14 protein-coding genes are annotated in these 21,801 nt (G+C 44.4%); 12 read left to right on the forward strand and 2 right to left on the reverse strand.

Going from position 1 to position 21,801, the window contains the following annotated elements:
• The first annotated feature begins 99 nt into the window (after positions 1–99).
• From QUA13_RS02845 to QUA13_RS02860, 4 genes are all read left to right on the forward strand, one after another.
• Positions 100–4,776 carry a response regulator gene (locus QUA13_RS02845; protein ID WP_333196463.1) on the forward strand — a complete coding sequence of 1,559 codons (4,677 nt, stop codon included), beginning with the start codon at positions 100–102 and terminating at the stop codon, positions 4,774–4,776.
• Complete coding sequence (locus tag QUA13_RS02850) at positions 4,766–6,793, forward strand: adenylate/guanylate cyclase domain-containing protein (protein ID WP_333196465.1); 2,028 nt, start codon at positions 4,766–4,768, stop codon at positions 6,791–6,793. The genes QUA13_RS02845 and QUA13_RS02850 overlap by 11 nt, the downstream gene beginning before the upstream one ends.
• Positions 6,772–6,897 carry a hypothetical protein gene (locus tag QUA13_RS02855; protein WP_333196466.1) on the forward strand — a complete coding sequence of 42 codons (126 nt, stop codon included), beginning with the start codon at positions 6,772–6,774 and terminating at the stop codon, positions 6,895–6,897. Before QUA13_RS02850 ends, QUA13_RS02855 begins: the two co-directional genes overlap by 22 nt.
• Before the next feature lie 121 nt (positions 6,898–7,018).
• Positions 7,019–7,909 (forward strand): alpha/beta fold hydrolase, encoded by an 891-nt coding sequence (locus QUA13_RS02860; protein ID WP_333196468.1) that lies wholly within the window; start codon positions 7,019–7,021, stop codon positions 7,907–7,909.
• A 562-nt stretch (positions 7,910–8,471) separates the two neighbouring features.
• On the opposite strand, the gene QUA13_RS02865 is transcribed toward QUA13_RS02860, so the two are convergent.
• Positions 8,472–9,353: a Cof-type HAD-IIB family hydrolase gene (locus tag QUA13_RS02865; RefSeq protein WP_333196469.1), complete on the reverse strand. Its 882-nt coding sequence runs from the start codon at positions 9,351–9,353 to the stop codon at positions 8,472–8,474.
• Positions 9,354–9,866: 513 nt separating this feature from the next.
• On the opposite strand from QUA13_RS02865, the gene QUA13_RS02870 reads away from it, so the two are divergent.
• The 7 genes from QUA13_RS02870 (at position 9,867) to clpP (ending at position 19,794) form a co-directional block, all read left to right on the forward strand.
• Entirely contained in the window at positions 9,867–15,380 is a 5,514-nt protein-coding gene (locus QUA13_RS02870) for an ATP-binding sensor histidine kinase (RefSeq protein WP_333196470.1), read from the forward strand.
• Positions 15,381–15,428: 48 nt separating this feature from the next.
• The gene (locus tag QUA13_RS02875) at positions 15,429–16,841 is read left to right on the forward strand and encodes an adenylate/guanylate cyclase domain-containing protein (RefSeq protein ID WP_333196472.1); all 1,413 of its coding nucleotides are present in this window, start codon (positions 15,429–15,431) and stop codon (positions 16,839–16,841) included.
• Positions 16,842–16,924: 83 nt separating this feature from the next.
• Positions 16,925–18,058, forward strand: coding sequence for a heparan-alpha-glucosaminide N-acetyltransferase domain-containing protein (locus QUA13_RS02880; RefSeq protein WP_333196474.1), 1,134 nt, complete (start codon positions 16,925–16,927; stop codon positions 18,056–18,058).
• Between the two features lie 106 nt (positions 18,059–18,164).
• Positions 18,165–18,386, forward strand: coding sequence for a hypothetical protein (locus QUA13_RS02885; RefSeq protein ID WP_333150284.1), 222 nt, complete (start codon positions 18,165–18,167; stop codon positions 18,384–18,386).
• Positions 18,386–18,568: a type II toxin-antitoxin system PemK/MazF family toxin gene (locus tag QUA13_RS32680; protein ID WP_445242671.1), complete on the forward strand. Its 183-nt coding sequence runs from the start codon at positions 18,386–18,388 to the stop codon at positions 18,566–18,568. The genes QUA13_RS02885 and QUA13_RS32680 overlap by 1 nt, the downstream gene beginning before the upstream one ends.
• A gap of 194 nt (positions 18,569–18,762) precedes the next feature.
• Positions 18,763–18,912, forward strand: coding sequence for a DUF433 domain-containing protein (locus QUA13_RS02890; RefSeq protein WP_333196475.1), 150 nt, complete (start codon positions 18,763–18,765; stop codon positions 18,910–18,912).
• 249 nt (positions 18,913–19,161) lie between these two features.
• Complete coding sequence (gene clpP / locus QUA13_RS02895) at positions 19,162–19,794, forward strand: ATP-dependent Clp endopeptidase proteolytic subunit ClpP (RefSeq protein ID WP_333190783.1); 633 nt, start codon at positions 19,162–19,164, stop codon at positions 19,792–19,794.
• Positions 19,795–20,008: 214 nt separating this feature from the next.
• On the opposite strand, the gene QUA13_RS02900 is transcribed toward clpP, so the two are convergent.
• A complete protein-coding gene (locus tag QUA13_RS02900; RefSeq protein ID WP_333196476.1) occupies positions 20,009–21,004 on the reverse strand; it encodes a hypothetical protein in 996 nt (331 codons plus the stop codon).
• A 383-nt stretch (positions 21,005–21,387) separates the two neighbouring features.
• Between QUA13_RS02900 and QUA13_RS02905 the strand changes: the two genes are divergently transcribed.
• Complete coding sequence (locus QUA13_RS02905; protein WP_216670489.1) at positions 21,388–21,636, forward strand: hypothetical protein; 249 nt, start codon at positions 21,388–21,390, stop codon at positions 21,634–21,636.
• The last annotated feature ends 165 nt before the right edge of the window (positions 21,637–21,801 follow it).

Raw genomic sequence — 21,801 nt, forward strand, 5'->3', positions numbered from 1 at the left:
AAGGTTTTATGAATGATTGTCCCTGGAAGAGAATCACTAAATTTATTAAATAATTAATTTGCTGCTAACAATAAAAAAATCAGAAGGGCAAGACAAAAAATGTTGATAGAAAAAGGAAATATTCACATTTTAATTATTGACGATGAGCCCAACAACCTTCGATTTATATCAAATATCTTGACGAAAGAAGGGTATAAAGTTCAGCGGGCGATTTCTGGACAAATGGCGGTAAAGGCTAAGTTTGCTGTTCTCCCAGACTTGATTTTGCTAGATATTGCCATGCCCAAAATGAACGGCTACGAAGTCTGCGAAAGACTGAAGGCTAACAAAGAGACTCGGGAAATTCCGGTGATTTTCTTGAGCATTTTTAATGAAACTTTTCACAAAGTTAAAGCTTTTGAAGTCGGCGGTGTTGACTACATTACTAAGCCTTTTGAAGTGGAAGAAATTTTAGTGCGGATCGAAAGTCAACTGACTATACAACAGCTATCGAAACAATTAAAACAGCAAAATGCTCAACTGCAACGAGAGGTAGAATTTCGCAAGCATACAGAACAAGCACTCCGGGAAAGCAAAGCGCAGTTGCAAAAATTGGCTGTCAATATACCAGGGGTTATTTATCAATTTATAAAGACGGTCGAGGGAATTTTTAAATTTGAATATATCAGTTATGCTTGTCGGGAAATTTACGAATTCGAGAGTGAGGATATCTTAAAAAATCCTGACTTGTGCTTCGATCAAAATCATCCAGACGATCGTCAATATCTGGAAGAAAAACTTGCCGCTAGTGCTCGAAGTTTAGAACCTTTTGCCTTTGAATGGCGGATTGTTACGCCCTCGGGTCAACTCAAATGGCTGCAATCTAATTCTCGACCAGAAATGCGCGATAATGGCGACATTGTTTGGTATGGCGTACTTTTTAATATCAGCGATCGCAAGCAAGCAGAAATAGAAATGGCAGCAGCTAAAGCAGCTTTAGAACGGCAAGTTCAGCGAGAATTGCTGATTGCAAAAATAACTAAAGAAATTCGCTCAAGTTTGCAGCCAGAAAAAATATTTCAAATAGCTGCAACTCAAATTGGTCTGGCATTCTGCGTCAATCGCTGTTTGATTCATACTTACGTTACTACCCCCCAAGTCGATATTCCTCTGGCGGCTGAGTATCTCGAACCCGCGTGCGAATCTATTTGGAATGTACCCATTCCAATTTGGGGCAATCCTCACGTCGTACAAATGATGATACAAGATGTGGCGATCGCCTCCAACAATGTTTATTCAGACCATCTTTTGCAAGCTGTTCAACCACTTTGCCACAAGATTGGGTTGAAATCAATGCTGGCAATTCGCACTTCCTATCAAGGCAGGGCAAACGGCGCTATCTGCTTGCACCAGTGCGATCGCTACCGGGAATGGACCTGCGATGAAATCGACTTGTTAGAAGCTGTGGCGGCTCAAGTAGGGATTGCGATCGCTCAAACTAAACTGATCGATCGAGAAAAAAACCGGCTTGTGCAGCTCGATCGGCAAAATAAACTGCTGCAAGCAGAAATTCGCACCCGCATCTGCGCTGAGCAAGCTCTGCAAGAATCTGAAGCAGAATTGCGGGCTATTTTTGCCGCCATGACTGACACAGTTTTAGTGAGAAATGCAGAAGGGCGCTGCATCAAAATCGCCCCGACAGGAACGGCGAATTTGGTGAAACCTCCAAGCGAAATGATTAACAAAACTGCTCACGAAGTCTTGCCGGAACCTGTGGCAGATTTGGTATTAAATGCCATCCAACAAGTTCTGAAAACGAAGCAAAGTATCAATGTTGAATATAGCTTTACAGTCGGAGCTCGGGAAGTTTGCCTCGACGCTAAAATTTCTCCGCTTTCTCCAGAATCAGTGATTATCGTAGCGCGAGATATTAGCGACCGCAAACAAACAGAATCTGCACTCCGAGAAACCCAGCACTTCATTCAGGCGATCGCCGATTCCAATCCCAACCTATTGTACGTTTACGATTTAATTGAACGGCGCAATGTCTACAGCAACCGACAAATTGCGGCGATACTAGGGTACAGCACCCAAGAAATACAAGACATGGGTACAGCAATGATGGCAACGCTGCTCAACCCGGACGATTTGCCAAAGTATTTTCAAAGCGTCCAAAAACTGGAGCGAGCCAAAGACGGCGATGTCATTGAATGTCAATACCGGATGAGACACAAAAACGGTGAATGGCGCTGGATGCACAGTTGGGATACAGTATTTCTCAGAACAAGTGATGGTAAACCCAAACAAGTTCTCGGCACCGCTAATGACATCACAGACCGCAAATTAGCCGAAGAGAAACTGCTAGCATCGCAGCAAAGAATCTCATTTTTATTGCAGCAAACGCCGATCGCAGTTATCGAGTTAAACCTCAATTTAGAAATTATCACTTGGAATCCCGCGGCCGTTGCTATTTTTGGCTACAGCGAGCAAGAAGCGAAAGGGAGAGTCGCCTCCGATTTGATCGTACCTGAAAGCTACCACCAGCAAGTATCTGAGATTTTCAATCACGGCTGGAACGCCAAATCCAGCGGCACTTCCGAAAATCTGACCAAAGACGGCAGAATTATCATCTGCGAGTGGTACAATACTCAGCTAATTGACGATAACGGTACAGCGATCGGCATTGCTTTAATGGCTGTAGATATTACCGAACGCAAGCAAGCAGAAACCGAACTGCAAGAAAGTGCTTTACGACAAAGAGCGATCGCCCGCATCATTGAAAGAATGCGGCAGACTTTAGAGATCCGAGACATTTTTTACGCCACAACCCGAGAATTGCGCGAAACCATGAAGTGCGATCGAGTCGCAATTTACCGTTTCAATCCAGACTGGAGCGGCGAATTTGTAGCCGAATCCCTAGACCGCAAGTGGGTTTCTTTCATCCAAGCACAGGAATTCGATTCTAGCCTTACTGAATGCGTTTTAGACAACGAACTTTGCGTAGTCAAAAAATTAGATCGCACTTTACAAGAAGTCCGCGATACCTATTTACAAGAAACCAAAGGCGGAGTCTACAGCCGAGGTAGAACTTACCTTTGTGTCCCAGATATTTACAAGCAAGGCTTCGATAATTGTTACATCAAATTGCTAGAAAAATTTCAAGCTAAATCCTACGTTATTGTGCCGATTTTCTGCGGCAAAAAGCTCTGGGGATTACTAGCCTCTTATCAAAACTCAGATCCCCGCCAGTGGACCGAGGCGGAAATCAACGTTGCAGTTGATGTAGGCACTCAGCTAGGAGTTGCATTACAGCAAGCGGAATTGCTTGCCCGGACTCAAAGGCAGTCAATGGAACTGATTAAATCCAAAGAAAACGCCGAAGTTGCCAACCGTGCCAAAAGCCAATTTCTCGCTTCCATGAGCCACGAACTCCGCACGCCTCTCAACGCCATTCTCGGTTTTTCCCAAGTCATGGCTCGCAACAGTTCTATCACGGAAGAACAAAAAGAATACATTGAAATTATCAACCGCAGCGGCGAACATTTGCTGGAACTTATCAATGATGTTTTGTCAATGTCTCAAATAGAAGCAGGTCAAATTACAATTAATGAAAATCGCTTCAATCTCTACAGGCTTCTCAACAGTCTAAAAGAAATGCTGCAACTAAAAGCCCACTCAAAAGGTTTGCACCTCATATTTGAAAATATCGGCAATTTGCCGCAGTACATTCAAACAGACGAAGCTAAATTGCGACAAGTTTTAATTAACCTGCTCGGCAATGCGATTAAATTTACTCAGCACGGAACAGTTACTTTGCGCGTCAGCAGCCAAGCTGAAAATAACGCCACCGAAGAAAACAAATCCCAATTGTATTTTGAAATTGCCGACACGGGTCCCGGCATTTCTCCCTCGGAAATATCCACATTATTCAAGCCCTTCGTACAAACCGAAACTGGTCGAAAATCAATGCAGGGAACTGGTCTCGGATTACCGATCAGCCAACAGTTTGTCCGGATTATGGGAGGTGATATTGCTGTTGAAAGTCAACTAGACCAAGGCACAACTTTCAGCTTTAATATCTCGGTTAACTTAGTAACAGAAAGCGATCGACAAGAAAAATCGGCGGTTAAACAAGTTATTGCTTTAGAAGCCGGACAACAAACTTATCGGATATTAATAGTTGAAGATGTAGCGGAAAATCGCCAACTGCTACTTAAGCTCCTCGTACCGCTGGGGTTTGAAGTCCGCGAAGCAACTAACGGTCAAGAAGGAATTGCTTTGCAGTTAACTTGGAAGCCGCACCTGATATTAATGGATATGCTGATGCCAGTAATGGATGGGTACGAAGCGACCAGACAGATCAAGCAAACTCTAGAAGGTAGACAAACAATAATTATTGCCCTGACTGCCAGTGCTTTTGACGAGCAGCGGCAGATGATTTTGTCTGCTGGTTGTAACGATTTGATCTGTAAACCGTTTCGGGAAGAGGTACTCTTTGAAAAGATAGCGCATCACCTGAACCTGCGTTATATTTATGAGGAAGAAAACTCCTCTACTTCTTTTTCATCAGGGACGCTACTTAAAAGTTTGACCGCTGAGGATTTGAGTGTAATGCCCACAGACTGGGTTGTCGAGTTGCACCGAGCAGCACTTTGCGTTGACGACAACCGCATCCTCGAACTCATCGAGCAAATTCCCGAAACTGAGGCAAATCTCGCTAACACTTTAACAGATTTAGTCGATAATTTTCGGATAGATATCATTATCGATTTAACTCAATTATATTATGATGAATGATTATCCATTGCCAGCGACTCCTAAAGACATTTTGATCGTTGACGATATGCCGGACAATTTGCGACTTTTATCCACTATGTTGACATCTTACGGGTATCATGTCAGGAAAGCTATTAACGGACAACTGGCTCTGCAAGGGGCGCAAATATCCCCTCCCGATCTAATTTTACTAGATATAAATATGCCGAAAATGAACGGGTATGAAGTTTGTGAGCAGTTAAAGTTAAGCGAAAAAACTAAAGATATTCCGGTAATTTTTATTAGTGCGCTAAATGATGTGCTGGAAAAAGTTAAAGCTTTTCAAGTAGGAGGAATAGATTATATTACTAAGCCGTTTCAAGTAGAAGAAGTCTTGGCCCGCGTCGAAAACCAACTTTCCCTTCGTTCGCTGCAATCGAAACTGCAACAGCAAGCTAGAGAACTGCACGATCGCAATTCTAGATTGCATGAAGAAATCGCAGAACGGCAGCGGGCTGAAGAATCAATCAGGTTTTTGCTGGAAACTACGCGGGCGATCGGCGAAGCTGTAGACTTTCACTCAGCTTTAGAAGTAATTCTGCACCAAGTTGGCGAAACCATCGGATGGGATGTAGGAGAAGCTTGGATTCCCGATGCAGAAGGAACTTTCCTGCAATCTGCCCGGGGCTGGTATGCGAGCAGCGCCAGCCTGGAATCGTTCCGCAGCAAAAGCGAACAACTGACATTTCCTATGAATGTAGGGCTGCCGGGACGAGTTTGGGCATCCAAAAAACCCGAATGGGTAGAAGATGTTTCCAGGGGCTACCCGGATTTTTGCCGAAGTCAAATAGCACTAGAACTCGGATTCAAAGCGGGTTTTGGCGTACCGATTTTGATAGGCGATGAAGTATTGGCAGTGCTCGTTTTTTTTAAAGTTTCGTCTTCTCGGAAAAACGCGCAATTTATAGACATTTTTAATGCGGTCGGCACTCAATTAGGTTCTTTAATTCAGCGCAAACAAGCAGAAGAATTGCTGCGTATTGCTCAAGAAAAATATCACAGCATTGTAGAAAATGCGATGGAAGGAATTTTTCAAAGTACACCTTCAGAACGCTATCTCAGCGCTAATCCAGCTTTGGCAAAATTGTACGGTTACGAGTCGCCAGAAGAACTGATGTCCGAGATTAAAAATATTGCTCAGCAACTGTACGTTGACCCGGAACGCCGCCTCGAATTCGTGGCTGCTATGGATGCTGAAAATGCCGTTTTGGGGTTTGAATCTATGGTATGCCGCAAAGACGGGAGCTGGATTTGGGTGTCAGAAAATGTCCGGGCAGTTCGGGATTCAAAAGGTGAGCTGATCTACTATGAGGGTACTGTTTCTGACATTACAGAGCGGAAATTAGCGCAAGAAGAGCTGAAAATTCAACAGGAACAAAGCGAGAAGTTGCTGTTAAATATTTTACCCAAACCAATAGCAGAACGCTTGAAGGCGGAGCAAACTACAATTGCTGACAGTTTTGCCGAAGTAAGTGTTTTATTTGCGGATATAGTGGGCTTTACGGAGCTGTCGGCGAGAATGTCTCCCACGGAGTTGGTAAAGCGATTGAACGTAATTTTTTCCCATTTCGACCAGTTAGCTGAAAAGTACGGTGTGGAGAAAATTAAAACTATTGGCGATGCTTACATGGTAGTCGGGGGATTGCCTACGCCGAGACACGACCACGCCGAGGCGATCGCCCAAATGGCCCTGGGAATGCAGGCACAAATAGCAAAGTTGTCCGCCGAGACAGGGGAAAAACTGGCAATTCGCGTCGGCATCAATTCCGGGCCAGTTGTTGCGGGAGTAATTGGTGTGAGCAAGTTCACCTATGATTTGTGGGGAGATACGGTGAATGTAGCAGCGAGGATGGAAGCTACGGGTTTTGCAGGCAGGATTCAAGTTACTGATGTTACTTATAAGCTTTTGAAAGATAAGTATTTGTTTGAGAGGCGAGGCGTGATTCCGGTAAAAGGTAAGGGGGATATGATGACTTATTGGTTGCTACAAAACAAGTAAAAATAGGAAATTGGGATTTTGAAGGAGGAAGGAAGAAGGAAGAAGGAAGAAGGAAGAAGGAAGAAGGAAGAAGGAAGAAGGAAGAAGTATGTTTATTTATTTAACCTGATATCTTGCATCCTTCTCAAAAGTTGAATGTTCTTGTGGGGCGTTGCTCCGACGCCGCCGAGAGAGGAATTGTGCTGGTATGATGAAAGAAGTTAACGAAAATTTACATTAAGAGTCGTGACAGCACAACAGCTAGTATCTTCAACGAGTTTTGAAAAGCTAATTTGGACTTGGAAAAGTCACAAAATCCAATATACCGTCCAAGGAGCCGGCCGCCCTCTGATCTTGATTCACGGATTTGGGGCTTCGATCGGACATTGGCGACAAAATATTCCCGTACTCGCGGCCGGCGGCTATCGCGTATTTGCTCTGGACTTGCTGGGATTCGGTGCTTCCGCCAAACCAGCCCTAGATTACACTCTGGAATTGTGGGAAGAATTGCTGACAGATTTCTCGGCGGATCTGGTGCAGGAACCGGCTGTATTTGTCGGGAATTCGATCGGCGCTTTGCTGAGTTTGATGGTAGTCGCCAACCATCCAGAAATATCAGCAGGCGGTGTCTTAATCAACTGTGCCGGCGGGCTCAACCACCGGCCGGACGAACTGAATTTCCCGCTGCGAGTAGTGATGGGGACTTTTACTAAATTAGTTCGATCGCCCCTGATCGGCCCGTTTGTTTTCAACAACATCCGCCAAAAACACCGCATCCGCAACACCCTGCGCCAAGTCTACAGAAACCCCGAAGCCATCACCGACGAACTCGTAGAACTCCTCCACGCCCCCTCCTGCGAGCCGGGAGCTCAACAGGTGTTTGCCTCAATTCTCACGGCCCCAGCAGGCCCTCAACCGTCAGAATTGCTGCCCAAAGTCGATCGTCCGTTATTGGTACTTTGGGGCGCAGACGACCCCTGGACGCCGATCGCCGGCAGCCAGATTTATCAACAATTGGCCGCCAACGGTAAACCAGTGAAATTTGTTTCAATTCCCAACACAGGCCACTGTCCCCACGACGAGCGGCCCAGTGAAGTCAATACTCTGATTTTGGACTGGCTGCTGGAAGTCAAGTAAAATTTTTCCGATCGAGGCAAGCCTTGGGCGATCGAGTCAAACCCTTGCAGTGCAAAAGTTTTGCCTCACTCCACCCCACCGGCACCCCGGCAGCAGCCGACTCAAAAAACTATTTTTGTAAAAAGTATTGACACCATTTACTGAGTCGGCTATAGTGATGGACGTGTGAGGAGCGAACCAGAAGAAGCACCGAGACGAAACACGGCCAGTCGTCGGTGCTTTTTCTGTTGAAAAGCATTTTTAAGAGTTTTAAATTATCTATAATTCACATCCCCCATATCTGTAAGCCCGCCCCGCCTTCTTCATTTCTTCCTTCGCGTCTTCGCGTCTTCGCGGTTCGTTAAATTAATCTTCAGATGCTGCAAAAAAAGTAATTGACTGGACTTGAACTCAAAAAATCCGAAAGTGTAGATTTTTTTTTCTAATCAAAACTTGATTACATAGAACTCAAAACTACACAGTTATATAATAACTTAAATATTGTCCCTGAGCTGGGGCGGGTCGATCTAGATTTTTTCCAGATGTTGGCAAACCCGCCCCTGCGGTATTGGGGCTACAAATATCAACGATCGCCCAAAACAAATTGTTCGATCGCAGCCGCCACCCCGTCTTCCTCCACATCCGGTGCCACCCAATCAGCAGCAGCCTTCACGCCATCAGGAGCATTGCCCATCGCCACGCCCACACCCGCGTAGGCAATCATTTCTAGATCGTTAAAATTGTCGCCTATCGCCATCACATTCGCCGCCTGCAAACCCAAAAGTTCCTCCGCTAAATACTGCACGGCATCTCCCTTATTCGCCGAAGGATGCGTAGCTTCAAAAAAAGTAGCAACGGATCGAGTCAAATAAAGCTCAGCAGGCGTGTAGCGCAGCCGCATACTGCTGAGCAACCCGTCGAGTACCCCCGGATTCTCGCACAAAGCCAAAACTTTCGTCGGTTCCCCCGGAATATCTCGCCGCAAATCTTTAATCACAATTGGTTCAATGCCCGATCTTTTGGCATAAATTCGGGTAGCTTCGGTAATTTCCGGCACGTAAAGTTGGTCGTCAATGTAGAAATGGATCGAAAGGAGCGGTCGCAAATCCGGTTCTTCAAAATAATCTAACAGTTGCAGAGCAGTTTGTTTCGACAGCGGCAAGTGCCGCAGCCGCTTTTGAGTAGCTTGATCTTGAATCCACGCGCCCTGGTAGCAAATCAGCGGCAATGTTGAGCCAATGTCGCGATGAAAACGCAAAGCCGATCGGTACATCCTGCCCGTAGCGATGGCCACTTTAACTCCCCGCGACTCGGCAGCCAGAATTGCCTGCTTGACGGATTCTCCGATGTCATTTGACAAACCTGCGATCGTGCCGTCGATATCCAGTACCAGTAGTTTAATCTCTGCGGTGCCAAAAGCGCGATCGGTCGCAGTCGCTGGATTTGAAGCAGTTATATTCTGCATGATTGTTTTTAGATTTTAGCTGTTGATTTGCCTGCACCAGTTTATTTTGGCACTGCCGGGATAGCAAAGTGCAACTTCTGATTTTTTGAAGACTAAGATATATATAAGTAAGTAAGCGCAAAAATCAATAATATCGAGGATGGGCCCTCCGGGGCGGGTTTAGCTAATATCACAAGATACCAGCCAGTATAGTGCTACAAAACCCGCCCTCCCCATCTAATGTTTTTTTGTAACCACTTACTTAATATCCATAAAAGCCGCCAGTTTACAGCCGTAAAAACAGCCCTCTTCCTGCGTTATGTATTCCCACTTACTCAAGTAGACCACTTTCATAAAATCCTGCAACTGGAGGCAATATCTAAACCATTATGTTATCATTCATTTTCACTTCTTTAATCTCAAATCGTCAATCTCAAATCGTCAATCTCAAATCGTCAATCTCAAATCTTCAATCGGAAATTTAAAATCTTCAATCTTCAATCTAAAATCTAAAATCTAAAATCTAAAATCGTTATGATTACCATTCCGGGATACCGCATTGACGGAAAAATTTATACAAACTCTCACACAGCTATTTATCGAGGGATACAGCTTGAGGAACAAAAACCCGTTATCCTCAAAACTCTCACGCCACCATACCCTACCCCTGCGCAAATAGCCCAACTCCTGCACGAATCCGAAATCATTAAAAAATTAAATTTCCCAGGAATAGTCAAGCTTTACAAAATAGAAAAATATAATCACTTTCCTGTTTTAGTTTTAGAAGATTTTGGCGGCATTTCCCTAAAAGACTTTCTCAGCAACAACCAGCTAGAGTTACAACAATTTCTGCAGATTGGCATAAAACTAGCAGAAACTATCGGGCAACTCCACGAACACCACATCATCCACAAAGATATTAAACCCAGCAATATTATTGTCAATATCGAGACCGGAGATGTCAAGATTGCTGATTTTGCGATCGCCTCGCTGCTACCAGGCGAAAATCAAGCCCTCAGCCATCCCAATTTACTCGAAGGAACCCTGGCCTATATGTCTCCCGAACAAACCGGACGCATGAATCGGGCGATCGACTACCGCACCGATTTTTATTCTTTAGGCGTCACTTTTTATGAAATGCTCTGTGGCGAATTGCCTTTTAATGCGATCGATCCAATGGAGTTAGTACACTGCCATATTGCGAAAAACCCAGTTTCTCCTTGTAAGAATAGAAAGCATAAAATAGAAGGTATAATCAATCAAGCAGAAACCGAGGAGATTCCTCAAGTCGTTTCCGATCTCGTGATGAAACTACTAGCAAAAACCGCCGAAGATAGGTATCAAAGTGCTTTCGGACTGGGGTGCGACTTAGAGAAGTGTCTCGAACAACTCCAAACAACGGGCGAAATTTCTCACATCACCCTCGGCGAGCAAGATCGATCGAGTCACCTGCAAATTTCCCAAAAGCTTTACGGGCGAGAAGCCGAAGTTAATCTACTGCTAAGTGCCTTCGAGCGCATGAGGCGAGGCAATACAGAAATCGTGCTGATTTCCGGTTGTGCCGGTCTGGGAAAATCGTGGTTAGCCTATGAACTATCTAAGCCGATAGTGCGGGAAAACGGGTATTTTATTGACAGCAAATTTGAGCAATTTAAGCGCGATATTCCCTACGGTTTTTTGTTCCAAGCTTTTCAAGACTTATTGCGGCAAATACTCACAGAAACTCCCGCTCAAGTCCAAGTTTGGAGACAAAAAATATTAAATGCTCTCGGCGGCAACTGCCAAGTAATTATTGAAGTTATTCCCGAAGTAGAACTGATTGTCGGGCCGCAACCCCCAGTGCCAGATTTAGGAGCAAATGAATCTCAAAACCGCTTTAATTTAGTATTTCAAAAATTTATCCGCGTCTTTACTCAAAAAAAACACCCTCTGGTAATATTCCTCGACAATTTGCAGTGGGTCGATTCAGCATCACTCAAGTTAATACAACTGCTAGCAACTGACCTGGAAAGTCAATACTTATTAATAATTGGAGCCTATCGAGAACAGGAAGTAGATGCAAATCATCCCGTGATGCTGACGACCGAAGCAATTAGCAAAGCAGGCGTGACTGTAAGTGCGATCGCCCTTTCGCCATTTGATATTAACAGCGTCAATCAATTCGTTGCAGACACTCTGGACTGCGCACCAGAAAAATCGCTAACTTTAGCAGAATTGCTCTTTAAACAAACCGCAGGAAATCCATTCTTTTTGAAGCAATTTATGAAGTCTCTTTACTCAAAAAAATTGCTCCAGTTTAAATTTGAACAGTCGGAAAAAATTTTAGACCGAGCCGAACGTAACATTTCTGAATTTACCCAAACAAGCCCAGATCTAGTAGTTAAAAAATGCCAACTTCAAGGCGAGTGGCAGTGGGATATCGAACAAATACAAGCAATGGGAATAACTGACAATGTTGTAGAATTAATGATAGATAATATTCAAAAACTTTCAGATAATACCCAGAAATTGCTCAAAATAGCCGCTTGTATCGGCAACAAATTTGATTTAGGAATTCTCTCGACTATCTGCGAAAAACCTCTCGCTTCCGCAGCAACAGACCTCTGGGAAGCACTTCAGTCCGGTCTGATTTTGCCCGTGAATAACGCCTACAAAATTCCGATAGCGCTAGCAGCAAACACAGAATTAACAAACCAAATATCTAGAGAGTTTACAGATGAATTGTCCCTACCTGTTGGTGATGCTGCTGGCGCGAGTTACAAATTTTTGCACGAGCGAGTGCAGCAAGCAGCTTATGCTTTAATCTCCGATTCTCAGAAACAAGAAACCCATCTCAAAATAGGCAGATTTTTGCTGCAAAATGCGCATCCAGAGCAATTAGAAAAGCATATTTTTGATACGGTCAATCAGCTAAATGCAGCCCAAACAATTATCAGCGATGAATTAGAAAAATTTCAATTATGCCAATTAAATTTAATTGCAGGCCGCCAAGCAAAAGCAAGTGCAGCTTACGAACTCGCCGTCAAGTATTTAACCGCAGGTATTGAGCTGCTTCCCCCGGAAAGTTGGCAAACTGACTACGATTTGACTCTTGCGCTCTACGAGTCAGCGGCAGAAGCAGCTTACCTAAATACGGATTTTGAACAAATGGAAAAATGGGCAAAAATTGTCCTGCAACAAGCAAAAAATGAACTAGACAAAATCAAAGTTTTTGAAGTTAGAATCACAGCTTGTGCGATGCAAACCAAACTCCAAGAATCGGTAAAAATTGGTCGAGAAGCACTAAAAATGTTAGGAATCAACTTTCCAGAATCGCCGAGTCCTCTCCACATTCAGCAAGTATTAAGCCAAACCGCAGCTTATTTTACCGAAAAAAAGATAGAAGATTTAATTAACTTGCCTGTGATGACTGAGCTGCGAAAACTAGCAACAATGCGCCTGCTTTCCAGTATGTTTTCAGCTACGTTTATAGTTGAGCCAGTGCTGCTGCCGCTGATTGTATGCGAGCAAGTTAATTTATCTATTAACTACGGAAATTCTGCTTTTTCCGCCTTCGGTTATGCTAATTACGGAGCTATTTTAAAAGGAATATTTAGAGATATTGAATCAGGCGAGCGCTTCGGTCAATTAGCTTTAAAGTTGATAGATAAATTAAATGCTGTAGAGTTTAAAAGCAAGACGCTTAATTTAGTAGCATTCATTTTGATGCACGGCAAGCATCATGTTAAAGACACTTTGCCGCTGTTAGAGGAAGCCTATCAAAGCGCGCTCGAAAACGGTGATTTAGAAGGTGTCGGATATTCGGCAGTAAATATTTGTCAGTCTTTGTATTTCCTCGGTCAGGAATTGCCGCAAGTAGAACAAAAAATGGCGACTTACAACCATTTGCTGTATCAACTAAAGCAAGAGACGGTATTGACTTGGAATCAAATATATCGGCAAACAGTTTTGCAATTGATGGGAAACTTAGCAAGTTCTGAAGTTTTATTAGGTGAAGCTTACAACGAAGAAAAATTGTTGCCACTGCTGTTGACAGCTAACGATCGGGTTGGACTCCAGCACTTTTATTTACAGAAATTAATTTTAGCGTATTTATTTGGAGATGTCGAGCGAGCGCTAGAATATGCAGCGCAAGCCGAAGTTTATTTAGACGGAGTTGCAGGCTTTATTAATGTTCCTGAATACCATTTTTACGAGGCTCTCGTGCGACTAGCAGCATATTCATCTGCCACAAAAGAAGAACAAGAAGAGCATCTTTTTTACGCAACAGGTAACAGAAAAAATTTGCAAAAGAAAGCGCTCTCTGCCCCTATGAACCTTCAGCACAAGTGCGACTTAATCACCGCAGAAAAAGCGCGAGTCTTGGGCAATATTGTGAGAGCAATGGAATATTACGACTCCGCAATTCAAGGCGCCCAAGAAAACGGATACATACAGGTACAAGCACTTGCAGCAGAATTGGCCGGAGCATTTTATCTATCCATAGGGCGATCAAAAATTGCTAAGACTTACTTGATAGAGGCACGTTATTGCTATCAGCGCTGGGGAGCCAAAGCCAAGGTAGCGCATTTAGAATCAAAATACTCGCAGTTGCTAACTTCAGCCTTGATTTCAACTAATATCGAAACTCACAAATCTATCAGCAGCGCTTCCACTACCAGCAGCAGTGCAGGCGCGCTAGATTTGACAACAGCAGTCAAAGCATCGCAAGCCTTAGCTGGCGAAATAGTTCTAGACAAACTGCTGGCAAAAATGATGAAAATTGTTATTGAAAATGCCGGGGCGCAAAGAGGCTTTTTAATACTAGAAAAATCCGGTCAATTGGTGATTGAAGCATCAGGATCTGTAGATGTCGATCGCGTTGCTGTCATGCAATCAATTCCGATAGATTTTGTAGCAGAGGAGCGAGAAGTAACTTTGCTGGCAGTTGCAGTTGTCAACTATGTGGCTCGTACCCAGGAAAGCGTAGTTTTAAACGATGCCGCCCGCGAAGGACAATTTACTCGCACACCCTATATAATTGCCGTTCAACCTAAATCAATTCTTTGCACTCCTTTAATCAATCAAGGTCAACTCAGCGGCATTCTATATTTAGAAAACAATCTGACTACAGGCGCTTTTACGCCAGACAGATTAGAAATATTAAAACTGCTGTCTTCTCAAATTTCTATCTCGATCGAAAACGCTCAACTTTACGCCAATTTGCACCAATTTAATCATAATCTAGAAAATTCAGTACAGCAGCGTACCTCCGAGCTATCCCAAACTTTAGAAGACCTAAAATCGGCTCAAAATAAGCTGGTAGAATCGGAAAAAATGGCCGCCCTGGGAGGGTTGGTTGCAGGTGTTGCCCACGAAATCAATACTCCAATCGGTATCGGCATCACCGCCGCTTCTCTGCTCGCTGAAAAAGCCACAAAATTTTTTGAGCTTTACAGCAACGGCCAAATTAAACGCTCTGAGTTAGAAAAGTTTCTGGATACCGCCATGCAAAGCAGTAATATGATCTTATCGAACCTCACGCGGGCGGCAGACTTGATTCACAGTTTTAAAGAAGTCGCAGTAGATCAGTCGAGCGAACTCAAACGCACGTTTAACTTAAAAAACTATCTAGAGGAAATTTTGACATCCTTAAGTGCCAAACTCAAAAGAACTAAACACAAAATAGAGATTAAGTGCGATGAAAATATTTTACTGAACAGTTACCCTGGCGTGCTGTGTCAAATAGTGACAAATCTGGTGTTGAATTCCCTAATTCACGCTTACGATAGAGAAGACGAAGGAATTCTGACCTTTGATTTCAAACTAGAGGGCGATCGGCTAATATTTGAATATTCCGATAACGGCAAAGGAATTGCCCCAGAAAATCTCAGTAAAATTTTTGAACCGTTTTTTACCACCAAAAGAGGTCAGGGCGGTACCGGATTGGGACTGCACATTATTTATAACCTTGTTACTCAAAAACTCAACGGCACAATTCGCTGCGAAAGTCAAGTTAAAAAAGGCACAAAATTTATGATTGAATTTCCCGCTAAAATGAGCAGTTAGTTATTAGGCCGCCAACATGGATATAAGTTTTATTTAGGAGAACGATAAATGTCAGAAGCTAGTAAAAACCTGTTGGCTGCGGGCGATGACGAATTAATCGCGGCGGGCGACGATGAATTAATATTTGCCGAGGAAGACGAGGCGGAACAAAAACCGCTTGAAGAAAGTTGGAAAATATTAATTGTCGATGATGAAATAGAAATTCACAATATTACTAAACTAGCCTTGAACGATTTTAAGTTTGAAGGTAAAAGTATAACATTTATCAGCGCTTACTCAGGAAAAGAAGCTAAAGAAATAATCCAAAATAACTACGACATAGCATTGATTTTACTCGATGTAGTTATGGAAACAGAAGAAGCAGGCTTGGAAGTAGTTAAATACATCCGCGATATTTTAAATAATCAAGTAGTGCGAATTATTTTACGCACTGGACAGCCCGGACAAGTACCAGAAGATGTAGTAATTGTCAGCTACGATATCAATGATTACAAAACCAAAACAGAACTTACTAACAAAAAATTATTTACCACAGTAGTCACCGCACTGAGAGCATTTAGATCGCTCAATCAAATCGAGTCCAGCAAAAGCGAACTCGAAAAAATAGCCACCGCATCAGCCCGTTTTGTACCGCGTGAATTTTTGAAGTTTCTCAAAAGAGAAAGCATCGTTGATGCCAGACTAGGAGACTCTGTACAAGCAGAAATGACGATTATGTTTGCCGATATTCGCTCATTTACAAGTCTGTCCGAAAGTATGTCTCCCCGAGAAAACTTTGAATTTCTTAACTCTTACTTAAGCCGAGTTGGCCCAGTTATCCGCGAGTACAACGGTTTTATAGATAAATACATTGGTGACGGGATTATGGCTTTGTTTCCTAACAGGGCTGAAGATGCTGTGCAAGCAGCAATTGAGATGCAGCAGCAAGTGAAAATTTATAACAGACACAGGCAAAACAGTGGCTATCAACCTATTTCGATAGGGATTGGCTTGCATACGGGGACTTTAATGTTAGGTACGATTGGCGAAGCGGAACGAATGGAAAGTACGGTAATTTCTGATGCCGTTAATTTAGCTTCCCGCGTGGAAGGATTGACAAAGCTTTATGGAGTTGCTATTGTAGCTAGCGTCCAAACCCTTTGCCGGATAGACGATCCTCAACATTACAAGTGCCGGTTTCTCGATCGCGTTCAAGTCAAAGGTAAACAAACACCTGTTGCTGTATTTGAAATTTACGATGGCGACTCGGCGACAATGATCGAACTAAAAGCACAAACTCAAACTTATTTTGAACAGGGAATTTTTTTTCACTACCAGCAGCAATTCGCGCAAGCAAGGCAAATGTTTCTGCGCGTTTTGCAAGTCAACAAGTATGATAAGGCAGCAGCTTTTTATGCAGAACGCTGCGATATGTTGATGAAAAATGCAGTCATTATGACTCTGGAAGGAATTGAAATTTAATTAAGGGGTAATGGGTTCTGGGTAATTGATAATTGGTAATTAGTAGTTTTTCTTTCTTCCCTCGAACCACTTCCTTCTCCCCCATGCGCTTAAAATCCCTTGATGTTTTTCGCGGAATTGCGATCGCCTCCATGATTTTAGTCAACAACCCCGGCAGTTGGAAACACATTTACTGGCCGCTAGAACACGCAGAATGGCACGGCTGCACTCCCACAGACTTAGTATTTCCGTTTTTCCTGTTCATCGTTGGCTGCGCGATGTCCTTTTCCCTGTCAAAATATAGCCAAACTACTACAAAAATAAACACAAATATTTACTGGCGAATTGCACGGCGCGCCGCTATTCTGTTTGTATTAGGATTGCTGCTAAACACATCTTCGATCGCCCTTGACGTACTTCTCAACAGCGCCCCAGTGGAAAACTTCGGTAAAATCCGCATCATGGGAGTATTGCAGCGCATCGGCTTAGCTTATTTTATGAGTGCGATCGCCATTCTCAACCTTTCCCCGCGCAATCAAAAACTGCTCGCTGTTGCCGTGCTTTTGGGCTATTGGGGTGCATTAACCGTATTTGCTGTAGGGGGGTACACTGCCGGCGAACTCACGCCAGAAGGAAATTTAGGAGGATATGTCGATCGGCTAATTCTCGGTAGCCAACACCTGTACAAAGGCGGCCCCTTCGACCCCGAAGGATTGTTGAGTACCTTACCCGCAGTTGTAACAGTCCTCACAGGCTACTTTACCGGAGAATGGCTGCGAGTACAGCAAATCAAAACCCGCACCAGTATCAACTTAGCAATCTGCGGCCTCAGTTGCGTGGTAATCGGTCACTTGTGGGGATTTTTATTTCCGATCAACAAACAACTTTGGACAAGTTCTTATGTAGTTTTTACGGCTGGTTGGGCGTTGCTATTGCTAGCCACTTGCTACGAAACAATAGAAGTGCGAGGTTGGAAATGGGGGAGGCCGTTTGAAATCATGGGAGTGAATGCAATTTTTTTGTTTGTCGCTTCCGGTATAGTTGCCAGAATTCTCTTAAAAACTCATATCGGTACTGGTGGAAATGTTCCAACAACATACACTTGGATTTATGAAAACTGGTTTGTGCCGTGGGCGGGGCCGCTGAATGGTTCCCTAGCATTTGCCGTGACTGCGGTATTATTTTGGTGGTTAATTTTGTATGGAATGTACCGCCGTGGTTGGGCGATAAAAATTTAAGTAGTTTCGTCTGTAGTGGATATACCTCTTCTCATGATATGAGAAAAGGGCGAGCTTCCGATCGAGACGCCTGTTTAGGTTACAATTGAAGGCAGGAGGATTTTTTATGCCGACTACTGCTCAAGAAATCTATATTCAAGTTGTCCACACTTTGTCACCAACGGAACGGTTACGCTTGGCAACTCTGATCCTCAACGAGTTATCGCAGCATAATGTCGCTGTCGTCGAACAAAGTGATACCTGGACTGAGGAAGATTGTTTCGATGTAACAACCTTTTCTTTGCAATACGCAGCTACACTTTTCCCGGAGAGTGAGGAGATGGATTAGTGAAATTCAATCCTGGTGATGTAGTAACAGCAGATTTTCCTGGTGTCACAGGTGTTAAACGTCGCCCTGTTGTGGTTTTGTCCTCGACTACTTATCATAGAAACCGCCCTGATTTCATAGTTGGGTTAATCACTACCCAGACAACAAATCTTGGCTCTACTGACTATACTCTGCAAGATTGAGCATCCGCAGGTTTGAGAATTGTATCTGTTTTCCGCAGTTTAATTCTTACTTTACCGCCTTCTGCCAACCTGATTTTGATAGGGCATTTATCCGAACGTGATTGGAGTGCTGTTCGCGCCTGTGTAAAAGTAGCTTTAGTAGAATTGGACGATCGCCCACCGTCATCAGATTCATGACTCCCAAAAATTTTTATATGACATCCACACTACCTATCATTCATAGCGACCCCGACATTTTAGGGGGAAATCCTGTCTTTATGGGTACTCGCGTCCCGATGAAGACTGTGCTTGATTGTCTCGAAGCTGGTGATTGGCTAAATGAGTTTCAAAGGCTTTTTTCCTAGTGTCAGCCCCGATCGAGCGATTTCAGTTGTCGCAATGATACGATCGCCACATAACAACATTTAACGTTTATTGATGTCCGCTTCCTCAACATCGATCGCCCTTTGATCGGAAATCCGATCGCACACGCGCCACAACTTCCACAAATTACCGCCCCAACCCCGCCCAGGTCAAGGATTTCGCCTATTTCTCCCTCGCACGCCACCGATCGCTAACTATAACTGAGCCCTAATCGCTAAAATTAAAAAAAGATACGTAATAGGCAGGCCCGGTCAATGATCCCAACAGTTATAGAACAATCCGGTCGCGGCGAACGCGCCTTTGACATTTACTCGCGACTCCTGCGCGATCGCATCGTCTTCTTGGGTCAACAGGTTGACTCTGACTTGGCTAACCTGATCGTTGCCCAATTGCTATTTTTAGACGCCGAAGACCCCGAGAAAGATATTTACCTCTATCTCAACTCCCCTGGGGGTTCGGTGACAGCAGGTATGGGCATTTTTGACACGATGAACCACATCCGCCCCGATGTTTGCACCATTTGTCTCGGTTTGGCAGCCAGCATGGGCGCTTTTCTGTTGAGTGCCGGCGCTAAAGGCAAGCGGATGAGTTTGCCTCACTCCCGGATTATGATCCACCAACCTCTAGGCGGAGCTCAAGGACAGGCAACCGATATTGAAATTCAGGCCAAAGAGATTTTGTACCACAAACGCCGCCTGAACGAACATCTTGCCAACCATACCGGTCAGCCGCTTTCCCGCATTGAAGAAGATACCGAACGGGATTTCTTCATGTCCGCTGAAGAAGCAAAGGACTACGGATTAGTCGATCAAGTGATCGATCGCCGTCCTTCCGCCAGCCGCCCGATCGCCGCTGTCGTCTAAATGAAAAGTTAAAAATCAAAAATGAGGAAATATTCTTCATTTTTGATTTTTAATTTTTAACAGTCATATAGCAGTTTTCAGTGGAGTGAATTACAGATGCTGGGGCGCATGATACGGCGTCATAGTTAAGTCCTTACTGTATTTCATACAATTGAAAACTGCTATATGTAGCTTTTTCTTAAAAAACATCACACCTAGAAACTCTACATAATTACTAGGGCAAAGATTCGAGATATTGCAGGAAGTCGAACAATTCTTCTCGATTTAAGAAGTGCCGCGCTTCTTTGCCGTAACCTTGTTTGAGATAATCTTTTCCTTGGTTGGGAGTCCAGCCCAACCGCTTGATTTCCTCAGTGGTTCTGCTGTAGATTTCCAGATATTCTAGAAAATCTACTAACTGTTCGCTAGAAAGCTCTCTCTGCGACGACTTGCCGTAATTTTGTTCGAGACAGTCGCTTTCCTGTTTTTTCTTCCATTGCAGGCGTTTGAGGATGGCGTCTATTTGGGCGATCGTATCAGAATTATCCTCGATCGCATCGCTCGGGATTCCCACTGCGATCGGTTGCAATTCCCTGACTTCGGCCGCACCCTGTAGCAGTTCACTTGGGCTAGCAGTCGGCACATCCAGTTCCGCGATCGGTTCGCCGTAGCTGGAAGAAAGCCAAGCGTCCGAGTCTAACTGCTTCGGTACAAATCCAGTAGCCTCCACGCGATCGACCGTTGGCGGCAGCGGTTCCGGTACAGGTGCGATCGGCTCTTCATTTAATTTCGCTTCAGTATTGACAGAACTGCTTTGATGTGGTACAGAAACTTTGTCGGCAACAGGCATTTCTAGAACAGGAAGAGGAGCAAGAGCAGGCGGAACAGGAACGGGAACAGCAGCAGGAGGGGGAACGGGAACAGCAGCAACCGGAACACTTGTCGGCGGAACAGGAACCGGAACAGCAGCAACCGGAGCAACCGGAGCAACCGGAGCCGGAGAAACACTCGCGATCGCACTCGCGGGATCGGCAAATCCGAGGACAGCGAACGATCGCAACCGGGCGCGGTCTTCAGCATCCTCAACAGACTCAGCAGCCGACATAGCCGTAGCAAGAGTTTTGCCGTCAACCTGAACCAGACAGCGAACAACAAACTTACCGTGATGAACAGTCAGCAACTCACAGATTAACTGTCCAGCGGGATAAAGGGCGCGAAATTCAGCAAACATAATTTTTTGACCCCGAAACCAGGAGGGGCTTATGACTTAAGTGTAGTACAGCCCAAAGAAAACAATTTTCTGAAAGCACATATTCAACATACAATAAATTAAAGGTGAGTCATCCGCGCAACCTTTCACGCCACTAAACCCCATCCCACATCCAGCGGTTTAAGCTAACAAGCATCGGGCGTCATTTCTATCTATAGGAGATGACACAGCAACTAAGCAAAAGTAGTAAAAGTCTCCGGTTTTGTGTACCTTGCACTTTCTACAGCACAGATTGCTCCCGACCCGCTCGTTGCACCTCCGTCCGCAAGGGCAGATCGCGTGCAAAAAACAGGGGCATCGCAGCAGCGAGCTACTAGCAATTTTGCCTTGAGCCGGTAAATTCTTTGCTAAAGCAAGAAGCAAGAGGCACTTCAAAAGGCAGAAGGAACAAGGCAGAAGGAACAAGGCAGAAGGAAGAAATGCAAATTTTCTCCCTCTCCATCTCTCCATCGGCTCATCCTCGACTCAAGCCGTCGCTTTCAGTATCGAGCCATCTTTTAAGAACCGACAGGGGCTTTCTAATTCGCGAAGTGCTCGGCGCTGCTGACCTAAAAGCAAACAAACCAACGCTAAAAAATTGTATTGGGGAATAGCGTGCGGGACAGTTTTCTGCACCGTCAGCCGTCAGTTCAAGACAGACAGCAGACAATTAGCACGAAGCCCGTGTCGGGAGAGAAGCTCAAAAAATCCTCGCGCTCAAACAAGGTGGCTGTGCTCGCGTCTCCACCTATTAACCCGCGCATTTGTTGGGAAGCAGG

The sequence above is a fragment of the Microcoleus sp. S28C3 genome, assembly GCF_036700785.1.
Classification (GTDB): domain Bacteria; phylum Cyanobacteriota; class Cyanobacteriia; order Cyanobacteriales; family Microcoleaceae; genus Microcoleus; species Microcoleus asticus.

Excerpts from the sequence above, each read along its gene's own strand:
- QUA13_RS02845 (WP_333196463.1), top strand. The coding sequence starts at position 100 with ATGTTGATAGAAAAAGGAAATATTCACATTTTAATTATTGACGATGAG.
- QUA13_RS02850 (WP_333196465.1), top strand. The coding sequence starts at position 4,766 with ATGATGAATGATTATCCATTGCCAGCGACTCCTAAAGACATTTTGATC.
- QUA13_RS02865 (WP_333196469.1), bottom strand. The coding sequence starts at position 9,353 with ATGCAGAATATAACTGCTTCAAATCCAGCGACTGCGACCGATCGCGCT.
- QUA13_RS02870 (WP_333196470.1), top strand. The coding sequence starts at position 9,867 with ATGATTACCATTCCGGGATACCGCATTGACGGAAAAATTTATACAAAC.
- QUA13_RS02875 (WP_333196472.1), top strand. The coding sequence starts at position 15,429 with ATGTCAGAAGCTAGTAAAAACCTGTTGGCTGCGGGCGATGACGAATTA.
- QUA13_RS02880 (WP_333196474.1), top strand. The coding sequence starts at position 16,925 with ATGCGCTTAAAATCCCTTGATGTTTTTCGCGGAATTGCGATCGCCTCC.
- QUA13_RS02885 (WP_333150284.1), top strand. The coding sequence starts at position 18,165 with ATGCCGACTACTGCTCAAGAAATCTATATTCAAGTTGTCCACACTTTG.
- QUA13_RS02890 (WP_333196475.1), top strand. The coding sequence starts at position 18,763 with ATGACATCCACACTACCTATCATTCATAGCGACCCCGACATTTTAGGG.
- QUA13_RS02900 (WP_333196476.1), bottom strand. The coding sequence starts at position 21,004 with ATGTTTGCTGAATTTCGCGCCCTTTATCCCGCTGGACAGTTAATCTGT.